The organism is Burkholderia torrens (assembly GCF_984668525.1).
Genome location: NZ_OZ480212.1, coordinates 1,892,635 through 1,910,084, shown reverse-complemented (window position 1 = coordinate 1,910,084; position 17,450 = coordinate 1,892,635). Strand labels below are relative to the sequence as shown.

The 17,450-nt window shown below is 67.2% G+C and carries 15 protein-coding genes; 8 read left to right on the top strand and 7 right to left on the bottom strand.

All coding sequences use genetic code 11. The annotated features are described in order from the left end of the window. Positions 1-2: 2 nt before the first annotated feature. Together pcaH and AC5LXX_RS24805 are read right to left on the bottom strand one after the other, a co-directional pair. On the bottom strand, positions 3-710 hold the full coding sequence (gene pcaH, locus AC5LXX_RS24810; RefSeq protein WP_006489685.1) for a protocatechuate 3,4-dioxygenase subunit beta: 708 nt from the start codon (positions 708-710) through the stop codon (positions 3-5). 277 nt (positions 711-987) lie between these two features. After that, entirely contained in the window at positions 988-1,563 is a 576-nt protein-coding gene (locus tag AC5LXX_RS24805) for a YiiX/YebB-like N1pC/P60 family cysteine hydrolase (RefSeq protein ID WP_493411356.1), read from the bottom strand. 120 nt (positions 1,564-1,683) lie between these two features. Between AC5LXX_RS24805 and AC5LXX_RS24800 the strand changes: the two genes are divergently transcribed. From AC5LXX_RS24800 to AC5LXX_RS24785, 4 genes are all read left to right on the top strand, one after another. Then, complete coding sequence (locus AC5LXX_RS24800) at positions 1,684-2,421, top strand: helix-turn-helix domain-containing protein (RefSeq protein WP_124448010.1); 738 nt, start codon at positions 1,684-1,686, stop codon at positions 2,419-2,421. Positions 2,422-2,498: 77 nt separating this feature from the next. Then, positions 2,499-3,485, top strand: a complete 987-nt coding sequence (gene pcaQ / locus AC5LXX_RS24795; RefSeq protein WP_493411355.1) for a pca operon transcription factor PcaQ — start codon at positions 2,499-2,501, stop codon at positions 3,483-3,485. A 127-nt stretch (positions 3,486-3,612) separates the two neighbouring features. Continuing rightward, on the top strand, positions 3,613-3,972 hold the full coding sequence (locus tag AC5LXX_RS24790; protein WP_124448006.1) for a type II toxin-antitoxin system RelE/ParE family toxin: 360 nt from the start codon (positions 3,613-3,615) through the stop codon (positions 3,970-3,972). A 75-nt stretch (positions 3,973-4,047) separates the two neighbouring features. After that, positions 4,048-4,344, top strand: coding sequence for an XRE family transcriptional regulator (locus AC5LXX_RS24785; protein WP_124448004.1), 297 nt, complete (start codon positions 4,048-4,050; stop codon positions 4,342-4,344). A gap of 68 nt (positions 4,345-4,412) precedes the next feature. Here the strand turns inward: AC5LXX_RS24785 and AC5LXX_RS24780 are convergent, their stop codons facing one another. From AC5LXX_RS24780 to AC5LXX_RS24770, 3 genes are all read right to left on the bottom strand, one after another. Next, positions 4,413-5,687 (bottom strand): APC family permease, encoded by a 1,275-nt coding sequence (locus tag AC5LXX_RS24780; protein ID WP_493411354.1) that lies wholly within the window; start codon positions 5,685-5,687, stop codon positions 4,413-4,415. Positions 5,688-5,825: 138 nt separating this feature from the next. Then, positions 5,826-10,298: a DEAD/DEAH box helicase gene (locus AC5LXX_RS24775; protein WP_493411353.1), complete on the bottom strand. Its 4,473-nt coding sequence runs from the start codon at positions 10,296-10,298 to the stop codon at positions 5,826-5,828. A gap of 190 nt (positions 10,299-10,488) precedes the next feature. Further along, positions 10,489-11,013: a metal-dependent hydrolase gene (locus AC5LXX_RS24770; protein WP_124447998.1), complete on the bottom strand. Its 525-nt coding sequence runs from the start codon at positions 11,011-11,013 to the stop codon at positions 10,489-10,491. 397 nt (positions 11,014-11,410) lie between these two features. On the opposite strand from AC5LXX_RS24770, the gene ggt reads away from it, so the two are divergent. Beyond that, on the top strand, positions 11,411-13,132 hold the full coding sequence (gene ggt, locus AC5LXX_RS24765; RefSeq protein WP_493411352.1) for a gamma-glutamyltransferase: 1,722 nt from the start codon (positions 11,411-11,413) through the stop codon (positions 13,130-13,132). 84 nt (positions 13,133-13,216) lie between these two features. Here ggt and AC5LXX_RS24760 read toward each other — a convergent pair whose 3' ends face one another. Beyond that, positions 13,217-14,140, bottom strand: a complete 924-nt coding sequence (locus AC5LXX_RS24760) for an alpha/beta fold hydrolase (RefSeq protein WP_493411351.1) — start codon at positions 14,138-14,140, stop codon at positions 13,217-13,219. A 352-nt stretch (positions 14,141-14,492) separates the two neighbouring features. On the opposite strand from AC5LXX_RS24760, the gene AC5LXX_RS24755 reads away from it, so the two are divergent. After that, positions 14,493-14,942, top strand: coding sequence for a winged helix-turn-helix transcriptional regulator (locus AC5LXX_RS24755; protein ID WP_493411350.1), 450 nt, complete (start codon positions 14,493-14,495; stop codon positions 14,940-14,942). Between the two features lie 84 nt (positions 14,943-15,026). On the opposite strand, the gene AC5LXX_RS24750 is transcribed toward AC5LXX_RS24755, so the two are convergent. Next, the gene (locus AC5LXX_RS24750; RefSeq protein WP_493411349.1) at positions 15,027-16,442 is read right to left on the bottom strand and encodes a TolC family protein; all 1,416 of its coding nucleotides are present in this window, start codon (positions 16,440-16,442) and stop codon (positions 15,027-15,029) included. A gap of 281 nt (positions 16,443-16,723) precedes the next feature. Here AC5LXX_RS24750 and AC5LXX_RS24745 point away from each other — a divergent pair, with 281 nt between their 5' ends. Beyond that, entirely contained in the window at positions 16,724-16,897 is a 174-nt protein-coding gene (locus AC5LXX_RS24745; protein ID WP_006495012.1) for a hypothetical protein, read from the top strand. 225 nt (positions 16,898-17,122) lie between these two features. Continuing rightward, entirely contained in the window at positions 17,123-17,308 is a 186-nt protein-coding gene (locus AC5LXX_RS24740; protein WP_006479215.1) for a hypothetical protein, read from the top strand. Positions 17,309-17,450: the final 142 nt, after the last annotated feature.

Here is a 17,450-nt window from a genome sequence, read left to right as displayed (position 1 = left end):
GTTCAGCGCTCCATCGGGGTAGCGTCGCGGCCGCGCAGCACGATGTCGAATTCGTAGCCGAGCGCATAGCCTTCTTCGGTGATGTCCATCGAGAAGCGCGAGATCAGGCGATCGCGTGCGGCCTCGGGCGTGCCCTGGAAGATAGGGTCGTACGCGAGCAGCGGATCGCCGGGGAAGTACATCTGCGTGACGAGACGCGAGCCGAAGTAATCGCCGAACAGCGAGAAGTGGATGTGATTCGGGCGCCACGCGTTCGGATGGTTGCCCCACGGATACGCACCGGGCTTGATCGTCAGGAAGCGGTAACGGCCTTCGTCGTCGGTGAGGCAGCGGCCCGCGCCGAGGAAGTTCGGGTCGAGCGGCGCGTCGTGCTGGTCGACCTTGTGCACGTAGCGGCCGGCCGCGTTCGCCTGCCACACCTCGACGAGCGTGTTGCGCACCGGTTTGCCGCCTTCGTCGAGCACGCGGCCCGTGACGACCATGCGCTCGCCGAGCGGCTCGCCGTTCTTCACGGCGTTCTTCGTCAGGTCGTGGTCGAGCGCGCCGAGATCTTCGGCGCCGTAGACGGGTGCGTACTGGTCGCGCAGCTTCTCTTTCAGCGGGATCAGCGGGCGGGTCGGGCCGCGCTTCACGGACGAGCGGTACTCGGGGTGGACATAGGCCGGATGCGACGGCCAGTCGCGCGGCGTGAGGATCGTGGGGGAATCCATCGGGCGTCTCCTGTTAGGTTTTTCGCAAAGTGGATGGCAGGACTTTAGCCAATCCGGAAAGTTATGCAAAATGACCTTTTTTCGCGAATCGCATAACCGTTCGTTATGTTCGGCGCGCCCATGAAAAATCCGCCGGACAGGATGCCTGTCCGGCGGATGAAAGCGATCGGGCTTCGCGTCGTCGGTGACGACCCCGTGCACGGCCCTCCAGCCAGCCCGTCGCTATTTTTTGTCTTTTGTTCTTGTTGTTATGCGGTCTCCCCGAGCGTGCCCGTTGTCAGGCATGGCCGGGATCGAACACGATCCCGTCGAATTCGAGTGTCAGCGCGCCGCCGCGCAGCAAGGCGGCCGGCGTCGCAGCGGGGTCCGTGCCGAGCACGTCGCTCACGTACCGCGCGCAGAACCCGCGTCGCACCCGCGGGTTGAAGCGCTTGCCGAGCAGTGCGTCGATCCGCTGTTCGGCCGCCGCCTGCACGTGGCGCTGCGCGTCGGCGGTCGGCGCCGCGACGCGGCGGGCCAGTGCGATACGCCCGCCGTCGGTACGGGCGACGAAGCGCGACAGCGGCGTGAGCGTCGTCCAGGCCAGCGCGGCGGATTCGGCGATCACCGGCTCGTCGCCCGACGTATCGACGACGATGCCGAAGCGATTGGCCCACGCGCCGGCCGAGCCCGTCGTGCCTGCCGCGTCGCGCGGCGCACCGGCCGGCACGCGGATGAACACGAGGTCACCGACGTGCGCGCCGGCGGCCAGTGTGCGGACGGTCGCGAGCGGCAGGGTGCGAGCCGTGTCGCGGGCTTCGCGCGGAGCGGTGTGGTGCGGTTCACAGGCGGCGGTTTCGGTTCGGGCGGTCATTTCGGCTCCGTCGTTGAGTGACAGGACGGAGCGGATTATGCAGACAAGTAACAGAAAGTGCTCATCTGCGAGTGCAGGTAGCCTAATATCTGACCTGGAGCATCATTTTTCGATACCGATATGACCGAAACCGCCCAACTCATCGAAACGCTGAAGCGCCAGTTGAAGGCGCAGGGCATGACCTACCGCGACGTCGCGCGTGCGCTCGACGTCTCCGAGACGAGCGTGAAGCGGCTGTTCGCCAGCGGCCGCTTCACGCTGGAGCGCCTTGCCGAGATCGCGCAACTGCTCGGCTATACGCTGGCCGAGCTCGTGCAGGAAGCGTCGGCATCGGCGCCGAGGCTGCACGTGCTGACCGAACAGCAGGAGGCGCTGCTCGTGTCGGACGAGAAGCTGCTGCTCGTGGCCGTCTGCGCGATCAACTACTGGACCGTGCAGGACATCGTGTCGGCCTATCAGGTGACGAAGGCCGAGTGCGTGAAATACCTGCTGATGCTCGACCGGATGAACGTCGTCGCGCTGCTGCCGGGCGACCGGATTCGCGTGCGCGTCGCGCGCGATTTCGATTGGCTGCCGGGCGGGCCGATCCGCCGTTACTTCCATGCGCATGCGCTCGGCGATTTCCTCGACAGCCGCTTCGACGGCGCCGGCGAGACGATGACGTTCTCGCAAGGGATGCTGACCGAGGCCGCTGCCGCGGAACTCGAACTGGAGTTGCGCCGGCTGCGCAGCAAGGCGGCCGCGCTGCATGCGGAGTCGTCGTCCGCGCCGCTCGGGCAGAAGCACGGGACGGGCTTGCTGATCGCGAAGCGGATCTGGGAGCCGTCCGGTTTCCAGGCGCTGCGGCGTGTCGCGTGACATCGCACTGCGTGCTTGGGGCTATCCGGAAAGTTATGCAAAATGGCGTTTCATCGTCATCTGCATAACCGCTCGTTATGAATAACCGAATCGCCGACGGCCGGGTCAAGTTCCGGCACCTGCAGTGCTTTCTCGCGGTCGCGCAGCTGGGCGGCGTGCAGAAGGCGGCCGAAAGCCTGTCGATCACGCAGCCGGCCGTGTCGAAGACGATCGCCGAACTGGAGTCGATTCTCGGCGTGAAGCTGTTCGAGCGCGGCCGGCAGGGCGCGCAGCCGACCCGCGAGGCGCAACTGTTCATGCCGCATGCGAATGCGTGCGTGCTGGCGCTGCGGCAGGGTGTCGGGCTGCTCGCGCGCGAAGGCGGAGCCGCTGCCGCGACGCTGGAAATCGGCATGCTGCCGACGGTGGCGGCGTCGCTCGCGCCTGCGTTGATGAAGGCGCTGGCCGAGCGCTGGCCGCGCGCCGTCGTACGGATCGCGACGGCCGCGAACGCCGATCTGCTCGAGCGCCTGAAGTCCGGCGCGATCGAGTGCGCGATCGGGCGGCTGTCGGAGCCGGAACGGATGATCGGTCTCGCATTCGAGCAGTTGTACAGCGAGCCGCTCGTCGCGGTCGTGCGCGCCGGGCATCCGCTGCTGGCGAGCGCCGCGCCGGCCGCCGAGCTCGCGCGCTATCCGGTCGTGCTGCCGCCGTTCGGCACGCTGATCCGCCAGTCGGCCGAGCAACTGCTCGGTGCATGCGGCGTGCCGCCGCTGGATTCGTTCATCGAGGTGCTGTCGGTGTCGGTCGCACGCGCGCTGGCGCTCGAGAACGATGCGGTCTGGTTCGTGCCGCTCTATGCGGCCGAATACGACCTGTCGGCCGGTGCGCTCGCGCGCCTGCCGCTGCCGTCCGCGGGCACCGACGAACCGGTCGGGCTCGTGCTGCGCACCGATGCGCAACCGTCGCCGGTCGCACGGACGCTGATCGACGCCGTGCGCGATATCGCGCGGTCGAGGTTCGGCGACACGCACGCGCACCGGGCGCCACGCGCGGCGCGCAAACCGGCTCGCGGCGACGGTTGATCCGTCGGGCTGCACGCGCCGCACGACCCGAGCCGTTTTCCCGCTGCCGGATTGGCCATCCGGCCAGTAGCGATCTTCGTGGTGCTTGGCATATCGTACCGTTTTTGGTACGATTGGTGACAAGACGATGGCGAGACAGCAGATCCAGGCCACGCTCGGCGTGCGGTTCTTCCGCACGGCCCGCGGCAACGAGCCGGTGCGCGAATGGCTCGGCTCGCTCGGGCAAGCGGAGCGAAGGGCGATCGGCGAAGAGATCAAGACCGTTCAACTCGGCTGGCCGCTCGGCATGCCGCTGGTCCGGAAGATGGCGAAGGATCTATGGGAGATCCGCGTGATGCTGCCGGGGCGAAGCGCCCGCGTGCTGTTTACGGTGTCCGGCGGCACGATGGTCCTGCTGCACGGCTTCTTCAAACAGTCGCGGGCCACGCCGCAGGACGATATCTCCGTCACCGTCGCGCGCCTGAAAGCGCTGACGCATGCCATCTGAATTTTCCCGGTTGTGCCGGAACGCATCGCCCCCGATGCGTCGGGCGACCGGCAACGCCATGCACTGGAGCACGACATGACGACCACGAACAACCCGCATATCGGCAGCGATTTCGATGCCTTCCTCGAAGCGGAAGGCAATCTCGAGGCGGCCACCGCCACCGCGATCAAGCGCGTGATCGCGTGGCAGATCGGCGAGGAAATGAAGGCGCAGCACATCACGAAAACCGCGATGGCCGCGCGGATGAAAACCAGCCGCGCCGCGCTCAACCGGCTGCTCGACGAAACCGACACGAGCCTCACGCTGGCGACGCTCGCGAGCGCGGCTGCCGCACTCGGCAAGCGGCTCAGCTTCGCGCTGGTGCCGGCCTGACCGGCGCGAAGGCATCGCGCCTGGCATCCTGCGGGCAGGCACGCGTCGGCCTGCTCGCGCACGGCGGGTCATTTGCGTGACGCGGTCACCTGCAGATAAAGCAGTGCACCGCCCGCGAGCAGCAGCGGGCACAGGAAATACCAGCCGGTCGTCAGGAACAGCCCGGCGACTGCAACCAGCGAAACCCACGCGCAGCGGTACGCGATCCCGCCGCGCGGCAACAACTTCAACGCGGCGGCCGCGCCGAGCCCGTACACCATCACGAAACATCCGGACGTGACGAGCACGAGCGGCTTCGGGCCAACGTCCGAGAGCGTCGTGGCGGCCAGCGCGACGGCTGCGAGCACGGCGATCACGCCGAGGCTGCGGCGCGGCACGCCGCCGACTTGGCTGCCTTGCGCGAGCCACGCGGGCAGCGCGCCGTCGCGCCCGAGCGCTGCACCGAGCTTGGCTGCGCCCGCGAAATACGCGTTCATCGTCCCGAGCGTGAGCAGTAGCGCGGCCGCAGCGGCCAGCACCTGAGCATGGCTGCCGATGCCGCCCGCGATCAGTTCGGCGAGCGGCGCGCCCGATGCGCCGGCAGACGGCCCGAGCACCATCACGCTCGCAGCGGCCACCGACAGGTACAGGAACCCGACGACCACGACCGCAATACCGGCGGAGCGCGGCATGTCATGGGCAGGCCGACGGAATTCGGCGGCAAGATGCGTGATCGCTTCCCAGCCGGCAAAGCTCCACACGAGGAGCGCTGCGGCCTGGCCCACTGCGAGCCAGCCATGCGGGGCAAACGGATGCAGGTTCCCGGTGCGCGCATGCGGCGCGGACGTGAGCACTGCGGCGAGCAGCAGCGTGACGAGCAGCGCCGACAACACGAGCTGCATGCGGCCCGAAACGGTGACGCCGAACGCGTTCGCGGCCGACACGGTCGCGATCAGCGCGGCGGCCGTGACGACGACCGTCGTGTGTCCGCCACCCGTGACGGCCGCGACATAGGCGCCGCCGAACATCGCGGCGGCCGGCGCACCGGCCGGCACCGCAAAGTAGAAGCACCAGCCGACGATCGCCGCGGCCTTCGGTCCGAATGCGCGCCGTGCGTAGGTCGAGACACCGCCCGAGTCGGGATAGCGTGCGCCGAGTGCGGCGAAGGTGGCGGCAAGCGGCCCCGACAGCACGACGAGGGCGGCCCACGCAAGCAGCGAGGCCGGGCCCGCAACCTCGGCGGCGAGCGCGGGCAACGCGATCACGCCCGTGCCGAGCACGGCGCCGATATACAGCGCAGCGCCCTGGAAAATGGTCAACGAACCCGCGTGATGAGCAGCGGGCGAATCGGCATGCGTGGCCATGAGCGGCAGTCTCCGGAAGTCTTGTTGTGCTGGGCGACGCGCGGGAGCCCGCGCGGTCGATCGTTCGATGCTACCCGAACGATTGCGGCAGCGCGGCCCGGCGATCAGTAGTCCATGTGCCGCGCGTGTCAGCCGATGTCAGCAGTAACGCGCGAGCCGCAGGCGCGTATCCTCGCGAGCGGCGGGCGACAGGTCGGGTGCGTAGTGGAACGTACCGGATACCAGCGATGCGACGGGCACGCCGTCGCGGAACAGCACGCGATTGCCGGCGAGCGCCGGCACCTTGTCGCCGGGCAGCAGCGTGCCGGCGAGGTTCAGCGGGTCGGCGCCCGTCACGCACACGTACTGCCCGTCGCCCGGTTGCCGCCTGAGTTCGCGCAGGATCGGGATGGCTTCGGGCAGCGCGAATTGTTCGCCCGCGAGCCCGGCGACGAAGCGTCCGCCGCGAATCTCGCCGCGTGCTTCGAGCCGTTGCAGCACACGCACGAGCTCGCGCCAGCTCGGCAGCCAGTCGGCTTCGCGTTCGAGCAGCCGCCAGAACACGACACCGTAGCGGCGCAGCAGCGTCCATACGATGTGTTCGAGCGCGTCGGGATCGGTCGCGGCCAGGCCGCGTTTCGAGGTGGCCGCATCGTCCGGCGGCGCGTAACGCTGCACGAGCGCCCAGCGGCCCGCGTCGTCCATCCCGCCGATCAATGCGCCGCCGCGTCGCGTGCGCGGCGCATAGGTCGCGCTGCGCTTGACGGCCGGTTTCAGCAACGCGCGCAGGCCCGCGTAGCTGTCCGCATTCACGAGGCCGGCCGATACGAGTTCGCCGAGCGCCTGCTCGAGTTCGACGGGCAGCATGTGCAGGTCGTCGAGCAGCGCATCGAAGAACATCGCACCGTGCGCGGCGAGCGCATCGCGTACCTGTGTGGCGCGCGCGGACAGTGCCGGTTGCGCATCGGGATCGCGCAGCGCCTGCCATGCGGAAAGATGGCGGCGCGGCAGCAGCACGATCGGCGTCGTTTTCACGGGCGTGCCGGCCGCCCGGGCGGGCGCGCCGATGCGTGTCCAGACCAGTTTGCCCGAGCGGCACAGCTCGTCGAGGCCGCCGGCCATGTAGTCGGTGAGCCGCGCGGGCAGCAGCGCGTCTTCCCATGCACTCGCCGCGGCCTCGTAGCCTTCGAGCTGTTCGACCACGGCCGCGAGTGCGTCGCGGCCGGTGCCGCGCGTGTCGGGTGTCAGGTGCTGCCAGTGGAACAGGAAGCGCATGAAATCGGCGCGCTCGACCGGCTCGATCTCGCGGCGCAGCCGCTTCACCGTATAGCGGTGAATGCGCGCGAGCAGGTGGCGTTCGCACCATTCGTCGGTCGTCGCGCCCGGCGTGAAGCGGCCGCGCATCACGTAGCCTTCGCGCTCCAGTGCCGCGAGCGCCGTCGCGATCGACGCGGGCGGCAGGCCGAGCGGTGTCGCGATCGCGTCGAGCGTGAGCGGCCCGAAGCCGGTGAGGCGCGCGCGGATCACGTCGACGAGCGCTGCATCGGCTTCCCAAGGCTGCGCGCACGCGGCCGGCACCTTGAGCGCCGGCATCGTGCGTGCGTCCGGATGCAGCGCACGCAGGCATACGAGCCGTTCGACCGGTATCCACAGCGCGGCGCCGTTGGGCACGACGAGTTGCGTCGCGCGGCGCCGTTCCGCAAGTTCTGCGAGCTGCTCGGGCCAGCCTGCGTGTGCCTGGGCTTCGCTGTCGGCGATGCAGGCGAGCGTGAGCAGCGCATCGTGCATTTCGTCGGCATCGCGTACGAGCGGCCATGCTTCGTCGCGCACGGCGTCGATCGCATCGGCGTCGAGTGCGCCGAGATCGTCGGCCGATTCGGGATCGCTCCAGCGGCGCGACTGTACGGCCTGCGTGCGGCGCTCCTCGAGCGGCGCATCGTCGAGGAATGCGTAGGGCTTCGCGTTCAGGATCTCGGCCGCGAGCGGCGACGGTGCGGGCAGGTCGCGCGCGACGAGCTCGATCGCGCCGCTTTCGATCCGGCGCAGCAGCGCGAGCCAGCCGTCGGTATCCATCGCGTCGTGCAGGCAGTCGTCGAGCGTCTGGTCGACGAGCGGATGATGCGGAATCTCGCGTTCGCCGACGATGTTCTCGAGGCACGCGACCTGGTCGGGGAACACGGTCGCGAGCAGATCCTCGCTCTTCATCCGCTGCAGTTGCGGCGCGGTGCGCCGGCCGCCGGTGAAGCGCGGGAGCGCGAGCGCGGTCGTCGCGTTCCAGCGCCAGCGCACGCCGAACATCGGCGCGTCGAGCAGCGCCTGGACCAGCACGTGCTCGGCGCTGGCCGAACGCAGGTAGCGCCACACTTCGTCGAGCGCGAAGCTGTGCGCGAGCGACAGCGACAGGATGATCGCGTCGTCGGTCGCGGCGGCCTGCAGTTCGAAGTTGAAGCTGCGGCAGAAGCGCTTGCGCAGCGCGAGCCCCCAGGCGCGGTTGATGCGGCTTCCGAACGGCGAATGGATCACGAGCTGCGTGCCGCCCGACTCGTCGAAGAAGCGCTCCATCACGAGCGTGTCCTGCGTCGGCAGTGCGCCGAGCGCGGCGCGCGTGCGGGCGAGGTAGTCGGCGATCTGGCGCGCGGCGTCCGGGGACAGGCGCAGATCGTCGACAAGCCAGCGCAATGCGGGTGCGAGGCGGCTGTCGGCGGGGGCGGGCGTGGTGCCGGCTTCGGCATTCGCTTCGGTTTCCGCCTTGCCGCCCGCACGTTTGCGTCCGCCGGAACTGGAGCTGGCACCGGCACCGGCACCGGCGGCTGCCTGCCGGTCGCCTTCGGCGAACAGCCCGTCGAGCCGCGCGCGCAGCCGGCCGACCGCCGCCGACAGTTCGTCGCTGCGCCCCGGCGCCTCGCCGAGCCAGAACGGAATGTTCGGCGACTGGCCCTGCGCGTCCTCGACACGCACGCGGCCCGTTTCCACGCGAATGATCCGGTAAGACTGGTTGCCGAGCTGGAACACGTCGCCGGCCAGGCTCTCGATCGCGAAATCCTCGTTGACGGTGCCGACCTGGATGCCCTGCGGTTCGAGCAGCACCGCATAGTCGGCCATGTCGGGGATCGTGCCGCCGGACGTCGTCGCGGTCATCATCGCGTTGCGGCGCCCGCGCACGGTGCCGCCCACCACGTCGCGATGCAGGTACGCGCCGCGCACGCCGCGCCGGCTCGTGAAGCCTTCGGCGAGCATCTTCATCACTCCGTCGAAGCGTTCGCGTGTCAGCCGTGCGTACGGCGCTGCGTGCGTGAAGCGCGCATACAGCGCGTCTTCCTGCCATTCCGAGCACGCGACTTCGGCGACGATCTGCTGCGCGAGCACGTCGAGCGGCGCTTCGGGAATGCGCAGCGCGTCGAGTTCGCCGCGCTGCACGCAATCGAGCAGCGCCGCGCATTCGACGAGCTCGTCGCGCGACAGCGGAAACAGCCGGCCTTTCGGCACGCCGCCCACATGGTGCCCCGAGCGGCCGACGCGCTGCAGGAACGGCGCGATCCCGCGCGGCGAGCCGACCTGGCAGACGAGATCGACGTCGCCGATGTCGATGCCGAGTTCGAGCGAGGCCGTGGCGACGAGCAGCTTCAGTTCGCCGCGCTTCAGGCGTTGTTCGGCGTCGAAGCGGTGTTCCTTCGCGAGGCTGCCGTGATGCGCGGCGATCGCGTCCTTGCCGAGCCGGTCGGCGAGATGGCGCGCCATGCGCTCGGCGGTGCGCCGCGTGTTGACGAACACGAGCGTCGTGCGATGCGCGGCCGCGAGCCCGGCGATGCGGTCGTACACCTGTTCCCACACGTCGGTCGCCATCACGGGTTCGAGCGGCACGTTCGGCAGTTCGAGCGCGAGGTCGCGCTCGCGCGTGTGGCCCGTGTCGACGATCGTGCAGTCGCGCGGCGCGTCGGCCGGGCCGCCGACCAGGAAGCGCGCAACCGCGTCGATCGGCTTTTGCGTGGCCGACAGCCCGATGCGCGGCAATGCGTGGCCGGCCAGCGCGTCGAGGCGTTCGAGCGACAGCGCGAGATGGCTGCCGCGCTTGGACGACGCGAGCGCATGGATTTCGTCGACGATGACCGAGCGCACGTTCGACAGCATCTGCCGCCCCGACGTGGACGACAGCAGCACGTACAGCGATTCGGGCGTCGTGACGAGGATGTGCGGCGCGCGCTTGCGCAGCGCGGCGCGCTCCGCTTGCGTGGTGTCGCCGGTGCGCACGGCCGTGCGGATCGCCGGCACCGGCAGGCCGAGTTGCGCGAGCGATTCGGCGATGCCGGCGAGCGGTGCGTCGAGGTTCACGTGGATGTCGTTCGACAGCGCCTTCAGCGGCGACACGTAGACGACCAGCGTCGCGTCGGGCAGCGTGCCGTCGTGTGCCAGCGCATCGCGCACCAGATCGTCGAGCGCGCACAGGAACGCGGTGAGCGTCTTGCCGGAGCCGGTCGGCGCGGCGACGAGCGTCGACCGGCCGGCCTTGATGTGCGGCCACGCGAGCGCCTGCGCGCCGGTCGGCGCGGCGAACGTGCGACGGAACCACGCGGCGACGGCCGGGTGGAACACGTCGAGCGCACGGGTTGCAGGGCGGGTAGCTGTGACGTCCATCGAAACGTTGAAATGGGGTGCGAGTGCGCGGACGAACCGTGCATGAATCGAATCGCCAGTGTGCCAGACGTCGCGCGTGCGTGCCGGGCATGCATGCCGACGATCCAGGTTCAGATGGGGGCCCGCAGCGCACTTTCAACGAACCGAAAGTTGCGTGCAATTCGGTGTGCCGAATTGCGTCGAATTGCAACTAGACGCGATGCAGCCAGCCGAGCCAGTGTTCGAGCAGCGGCGCGCGCGACCACAGCGACTGCGCGAGCCACAGCGTGCCGCCCCATGCGGCGGCCACGACGATCAGGTCGCAATGTCCACTGTTCCACAGGTTGAGCGAGTGGCGCCGCCAGATCCACGGCACGCCGAGCGGGTTCGGCCAGTCGGCCAGCAGGTGCATCACGCCGCCGCAGGCGAAGCCGAACAGCGGCGCGGCCCACAGCGGATGCGGATGATGGATGAGCCCGTGCCATCCGAGCGCGAGCAGTGCGATCCATCCGATGCCCCAGTGCGTGACGGTGCGATGCGTGATCCACAGGCGGCGCTTGCGGCTCCACCAGGCGACTTCGAGCCAGTCGGGCGCTGTGCCGCCCGCGACGCCCGCCACGAACGCGGCGAGCATGCCGATGTGCCACGGGCCGGTGGCGCCGGTTTGTGCGACGAGGACGGCGGCGGCGACGCCGGCCGCGAAGCCGGACGCGTGATGCGCATTGTGTGATGCCATAGGGAGCGAGACGAAGATACGTGAAGCGGCACGTGGTCGAAACGGTGATGCCGTCGAAAGGGGCGCTATCTTCGCAGATCGAATCGCGCTGCGGGAGGGGCGTTTGCAGATTTTTTTGCGCGTGCTGCGCGGCATGTCGCGAGGTTCGCAACTTTCGGTTTTGTGCGCTGCGTGATGGCGTGTATTGCATGTGGTTTCGATCGATGCGTTTGCACGTCGCGGCGCTGCAACGTGGTCGGGCGCACACAATTCGGCATGCCCGTTGTCGCATGCCGCGTGTTCGACCCTTTTTGTCCCCCTATACTACGAAGCCGGCATATGGCCGTCGGCGCGCCAGCGGCCATCCACGGATCAGGTGCTTTTCCTGCCTGACGAAGATCCATATGGGGGACATGCAATGACTACGCTGAATCGCTTCAAGACATCCGCTGCCGTGCTCGCGACGGTGGCCGGCATCGGGTTCCTGCCGAACGCGCCCGCGTACGCGAAAGGGCCGCAGCCGGCCATCCTGACGAGCTCGGCGGTTGCCGTGGCCGACAAGTACAGCGCGGATGCCGCGGAGCGGATCTTCAAGGAAGGCGGCAACGCGATCGACGCGGCCGTCGCGATCGCATTCACGCTCGCCGTCACGTATCCGGAGGCCGGCAACATCGGCGGCGGCGGCTTCATGACGATCTACAAGGACGGCAAGCCGTACTTCATCGACTATCGCGAGCGCGCGCCGCTCGCCGCGACGAAGGACATGTACCTCGACAAGGACGGCAACGTCATCAAGGACATGAGCCTGTACGGCCCGCGCGCGGCCGGCGTGCCGGGCACCGTCGCGGGCATGTGGGAAGCGCAGAAGCGCTTCGGCAAGCTGAAGTGGAAGCAGGTGCTCGCGCCGGCGATCCACTATGCGCGCGACGGCTTCGTCGTCGACGAGCAGCTCGCGCAGCGCGGCGTCGATGCATCCAAGGAGTTCGGCGGCAAGACCAACTTCGACAAGTATTTCTCGGGGCTGAAGGCCGGCGCGAACTTCAAGCAGCCCGACCTCGCCGACGTGCTCACGCGGATCGCGAACGACGGCGCGGAAGGTTTCTACAAGGGCAAGACGGCCGAGCTGATCGCCGCGTCGATGAAGACCGGCGACGGCAACGGGCTGATCACGACCGAGGATCTCGCGCAGTACCGTGCGGTATGGCGCCAGCCGGTGCAGGCGAAGTGGAACGGCTATGACGTGATCACCGCGCCGCCTCCGAGCTCGGGCGGCATCGGTCTCGTGCAGCTGCTGAAAATGAAGGCCGACTTGAAGCAGGACTTCGAGGGCGTGAAGCTCAACTCGCCGCAGTACATTCACCTCGTCGCCGAAATCGAGAAACGCGTGTTCGCCGATCGTGCGCAGTATCTCGGCGACCCGGACTTCTACAAGGTGCCGATCGCGCAGCTGACCGACGACGCGTACATCGCGAAGCGTGCGGCCGAGGTCAACCCGAAGGAGCCGTCGGACACGAAGAGCGTGCAGCCGGGCCTCGGCACGACGATGCCGGAGAAGGCCGAAACGACGCACTTCTCGGTCGTCGACAAGTGGGGCAACGCGGTGTCGAACACGTACACGATCAACGGGTACTTCGGCTCGGGCGTGATCGCCGACGGCACGGGCATCGTGCTGAACGACGAGATGGACGACTTCTCCGCGAAGCCGGGCGTCGCGAACATGTTCGGCGTGGTCGGCAGCGACGCGAACGCGATCGAACCGAAGAAGCGCCCGCTGTCGTCGATGTCGCCGACGATCATGACGAAGGACGGCAAGGTGTCGCTCGTGATCGGCACGCCGGGCGGCTCGCGGATCTTCACGTCGATCTTCCAGGTGATCAACAACATCTACGACTTCAGGATGCCGTTGAAGGAAGCGGTGGGCGCGATGCGCTTCCATCACCAGCTGCTGCCGCCGAACACGATCTTCTGGGAGCCGTACCACCCGATCGAAGGCGAACTCGCGAAGCAGATCGAGGCGCGCGGCTATACGCTAAAGGGGCAGGATTTCAGCGGCGACATCCAGGTCATCAAGATCGACGGCAAGACGCCGGAAGCGATGGCCGATCCGCGCGGGCGAGGTGTGACGCGGATTATTCGATGACGTGACGCGATGCGTGCATGCCGGAGAAAGCGGCGCGCACGTCGTTCGGCAGCCGGGCGTTTCGATCCGGCTGCCGAATCTTTTTTAGCCGGTCGTCCGGATGAAGCCGGCAATTCGCTCCGCAATGGCGTCGGGCGCATCTTCGAAGCAGTGGTGCCCGACGCCCGCCAGCCGCTCGACCGGCGCCGACGGAAACAGCGCGGTAAAGAGCGGCAGGAAGTGTTCGGCGCCGAGCGTCCGGTCGGCGTCTCCCCAGATCGCGAGCGCGGGTTTGTCGCGTATCGCGCGCAGTGCCGCTGCATCGGGTGCCTCGAACCGGTGCTCGCCGGCCGCAAAGCCGCGCGCCCATCCGATCGCGCCGAGACAATCGGCCGGTTGCGCGAACGGCGCACCGTACGCGGCGATCCACGTATCGGTGATGACTGCGTGGTTCTCGAAACCGTTCAGCTTCAGCGTGCTCAGGATGTTGAAGCCGAGCTGCCCGAGTACCGTTTCGAGCGTGTCGTCGGCCGCCGCACGCATGATCCACTGGAACCACGGTGCATCGCGGCCGTTCGCGGTCAGCCGCTCGACGAGGTCGGGCTGGCCGAATGGCGTCGGCCCGTTCGCCGACACGATACGCCGGATCCGGTCCGGATGACGCGCGGCGAGCCCCATGCCGACCGGGCCACCGAAATCGTGCATCACGAGCGTGATGCGATCGAGGCCGCGCGCGAGCACGAAGCGCTCGAGATTGTCGATGTGGTCCTGCAGCCAGTAGCTGCGGTCCTGCGGCGTTGCGCTTTTGCCGAATCCCATGTGATCGGGCACGACGACGCGGTGCGTCGGACTCAGCGCCGTCACCAGATGGCGGAACAGATAACCCCACGTGGGCTCGCCATGCAGGCACAGGACGGTTTCGCCGTCGCGCGGGCCTTCGTCCACGTAGTGCATCCGGAAGCCGGATGCGTCGTCGAAATGCGGGGCGAAGGGAAAGGTGCCGTCGAACGTGGCATCGGACCGGATCATCGAACGCTCCTTCAGGTAGTCGGATAGTCTGGTTTCAAATTGAAACCGAATGGAAGCGTAGGATAGAAGGTTTCAAGTTGCAACGGAAAGAGTGATCCGGCTGGCTGCCGGCGGGCGGCGTCACTCACGCGTGGCGACGCGCTCGAACGCGCTGATTGCGAAATTTATAGCCATAGTGGTACGCATCACGTGCTAATCCGGACAGAAACCTTCGCACCGTTCATCGATCTCGAACAGTAGGGGGCGCTCAATTGATTTTTTGCTTTTTAGGTTTTATATTGCAACCATTCATTTCACCGGACACGACCGCCGTTCAGCCTGCCCGCCGGGCGCGGCATTGCCCCATGCATCGATGAACCGACGAACCACGCACGAAGATTCCCCCTGCGGCGTCGCCCGCCCGCTGGACGCGATCGGCGACTGGTGGTCGCTGCTGATCGTCCGCGACGCGTTCGACGGACTGCGCCGCTTCGGCGAATTCCAGAAGAACCTGGGCCTCGCGAAGAACATCCTGGCCGCCCGCCTGCGCAACCTGGTCGCGCACGGGATCATGGACATCGTGCCGGCCGCCGACGGCGGTGCGCATCACGAATACGTGCTGACCGAGAAGGGGCGCGGGCTGTTTACACTATTGGTCGCATTGCGACAGTGGGGCGAGGATTTCTTCTTCGAACCGGACGAGGCGCATGTGCTGCTCGTCGACCGGAAGACCGGGCTGCCGGTCAGGAAGCTGGAGCTGCGTTCGCAGGACGGCCGCGTGCTCGGGCCGGAGGACACGGTCGTGCTGCCGCCGCCCGACTGACGCGCGGCGAACCGGCCGGCGTCAGCGCTCGAGCAACGCATGCTCCTGCGCACGGATGCGGTAAGCGACGAGCGGGCATCGCGCTCAACCGCGGTCGTTCGCCGTGTTGCTTTCGAGGAAGCTATCCACCGCGATCAGCGACTGTTCGTCGAGCGTGCCGAGCACGCTTTTCAGTTTCAGTTGCAGCTTCAGCGCATCGAGATAGCTGTCGAACAGCTTCTGCCGGATGCCCGAGATGTCGCGCCGCAGGTTCAGCGTTTCGTAGGTCGTGCTGTAGCCGACCTGATGCGCCTTCATCGACGAATCGTACGCGAGCCGGGCGGCCTGCAGCGACTGCTGCAGCGCGCGGATGCGCTTGCCGACCGATTCCAGCGCAGACAGCGCCTCGCGATGATCGGTGCCCAGTTGCTCCTCGACCTCGCGCAGCCGGTTGCGGTATTGCTCGGTCACGTGCTCGGCTTCCACCTGCCGGTAGTACACGCTGCCGCCGGAGAAGATCGGGATCGTCACCTGCACGCCGACCGCGCTCTGATGGAAGTCCGAGCGATCGGTGAGCCCGCGCAGGTTCGGGTTGAGCCCGCGCGAATACGATGCGAACAGGTCGACGGTCGGCAAGTGCTCGGCGCTGACGCGTTTCGCCGCGAGCCGCGCGACCTGGACATCGCGATACGCCTGCCGGTACGCGGGGTTGTCCTGCGGCGCGTATTCGCCCGAGGGAATGCGCGGCGACGACCCGCGCATCGCGAGCCGCGGCCAGCGCGCGAAATCGATCGTCGAACCGAGCAGCGTCTCGTAGCGTGCGCGACGCGCGTCGACGTCGGTCTGGGCAAGTGCCTCGTCGGATTCCGCGAGGCTGCGGCGCGCCTCGATCTCGGCCGTGTCGCCGATCGTCTTCATCCCGAGCTGCGCCATGCGCCGCGTGTCGCTTTCGAGCCGCGTGAGCGCGCTGACTTCGTCGTCTGCCGACTGCAGTTTCTCGCGCGCGCTGAGCAGGTCGAAGCACGCGTTCGCGACGCGCAGAATCAGGTCCTGCTTCGCGACCTCGAGCTTCTGCTTCGCCGATTCCTCGTATTCGGTCGCGCGTCGCATGTCGTACAGGTAGGGCACGTTGAACAACGCCTGCGTGACTTGCGCGGAACCGTACGCGGCATTGCTCGACCCGCTGACGTCGATGCCGAACAGGTTCGCGTGCGTGCCGTAGCGCCCCCATTCGAGTTGCGCAGCGGCCTGCGGCAGCATCTGCGCGCGCGCTTCGGGGAATTTCTGGCGGGCCGCATCGTATTCGCTGCGCGCCTGCAGGTAGCGCGGATCGTGCACGGACGCGTACTGGTAGGCCGTGTCGAGGCAGAACGCCTGCACGTTGGTCGACACGCCGGCTATCGTTACAGCGAACACTGTCACGGTTGCAAGTCGGGGATTCCACCTAGTCGAAAATCTTGATAGGGAAATACCCGCATTCCGCATCGCCGATCCGCGATTCTCGCGCCTCGTTTCAAACATGGTCGTCTCCGTCTCCTGCCCGTGCCGCAATGCCTTGCGGCGGGATTTAAACGTTTTGAAATTGAAATTCAAACAGCATGAATGTCTGCTAACCGTCACACATCGAAAAACACACCTGTAAGAGTGTGTCCTCCATTGAATTTCGATGCGTCCGCATGATAGCCTGATTTCGGCTCGTAATCGCAGTGATTATTAGATTAACAAGTCGCTCGGGATTAAAAGCCGTTTGTCTTTCAATGAAGGTTCTTTGCATCATCTTTATTTTTTACGAGGAGAGAATGATGAAGGTCATGACGACGGAACAGGTCAGGAATGTGCATGGCGGCGGTGCGATCAGCTCGCTGGGCAGCCTCGCCGTTGACGCCGCGCCGGTGGTGACCGCGCTCGGCCAGTTCCTGCCGAGCCTCGGCAATTACCTGCAGAACCCGAAGACGTTCAATAACACCGGCAAGTAACCGCCGTGCGCGGGGAGGCGCCCCCCGCGCGAAATGCTGCGAAACAGAAGGAAAAGTATCGATCGCCGCAGTGGTAATAAAGCGAATCCGAAATGAATTATTTCGGATTCGGGCGATTATCAGGAGACAGGGGTGTCGGATTATCTCCGTAATAAAGCAAACGGCCATCGATTTTGCAATTGGCTGACGGCTGAAGGCATTCCGAAAATATAAAGGCCAACACAAATGCGAGACATCACGGAAGAACAGGCCCGCCAGATTCGCGGCGGCGCGTCGCTTTACTCCAATTCGGCCGCCTATACGGTCGATCTCGTCAACCAGTCGATCGGGACCACGTTGCAGGGCCTGATGACCCAGTACCAGGCCCACGCCGTCGAACAGTTCCGGATGTCGCTCGGCTCGTCGCGCTGAGCGGCCTGCCAAGCAACTGGCAACACCGATCTTCCGTCGCGGCCGGCAGCGCGCCGGCTGCGCCCATGCGACTCGCGCACGACCCGCCACGGGCCCGCACCGGCAGGCCCGGGCGGCGCGTCGTCGCGCCCCGGGTGCCCGA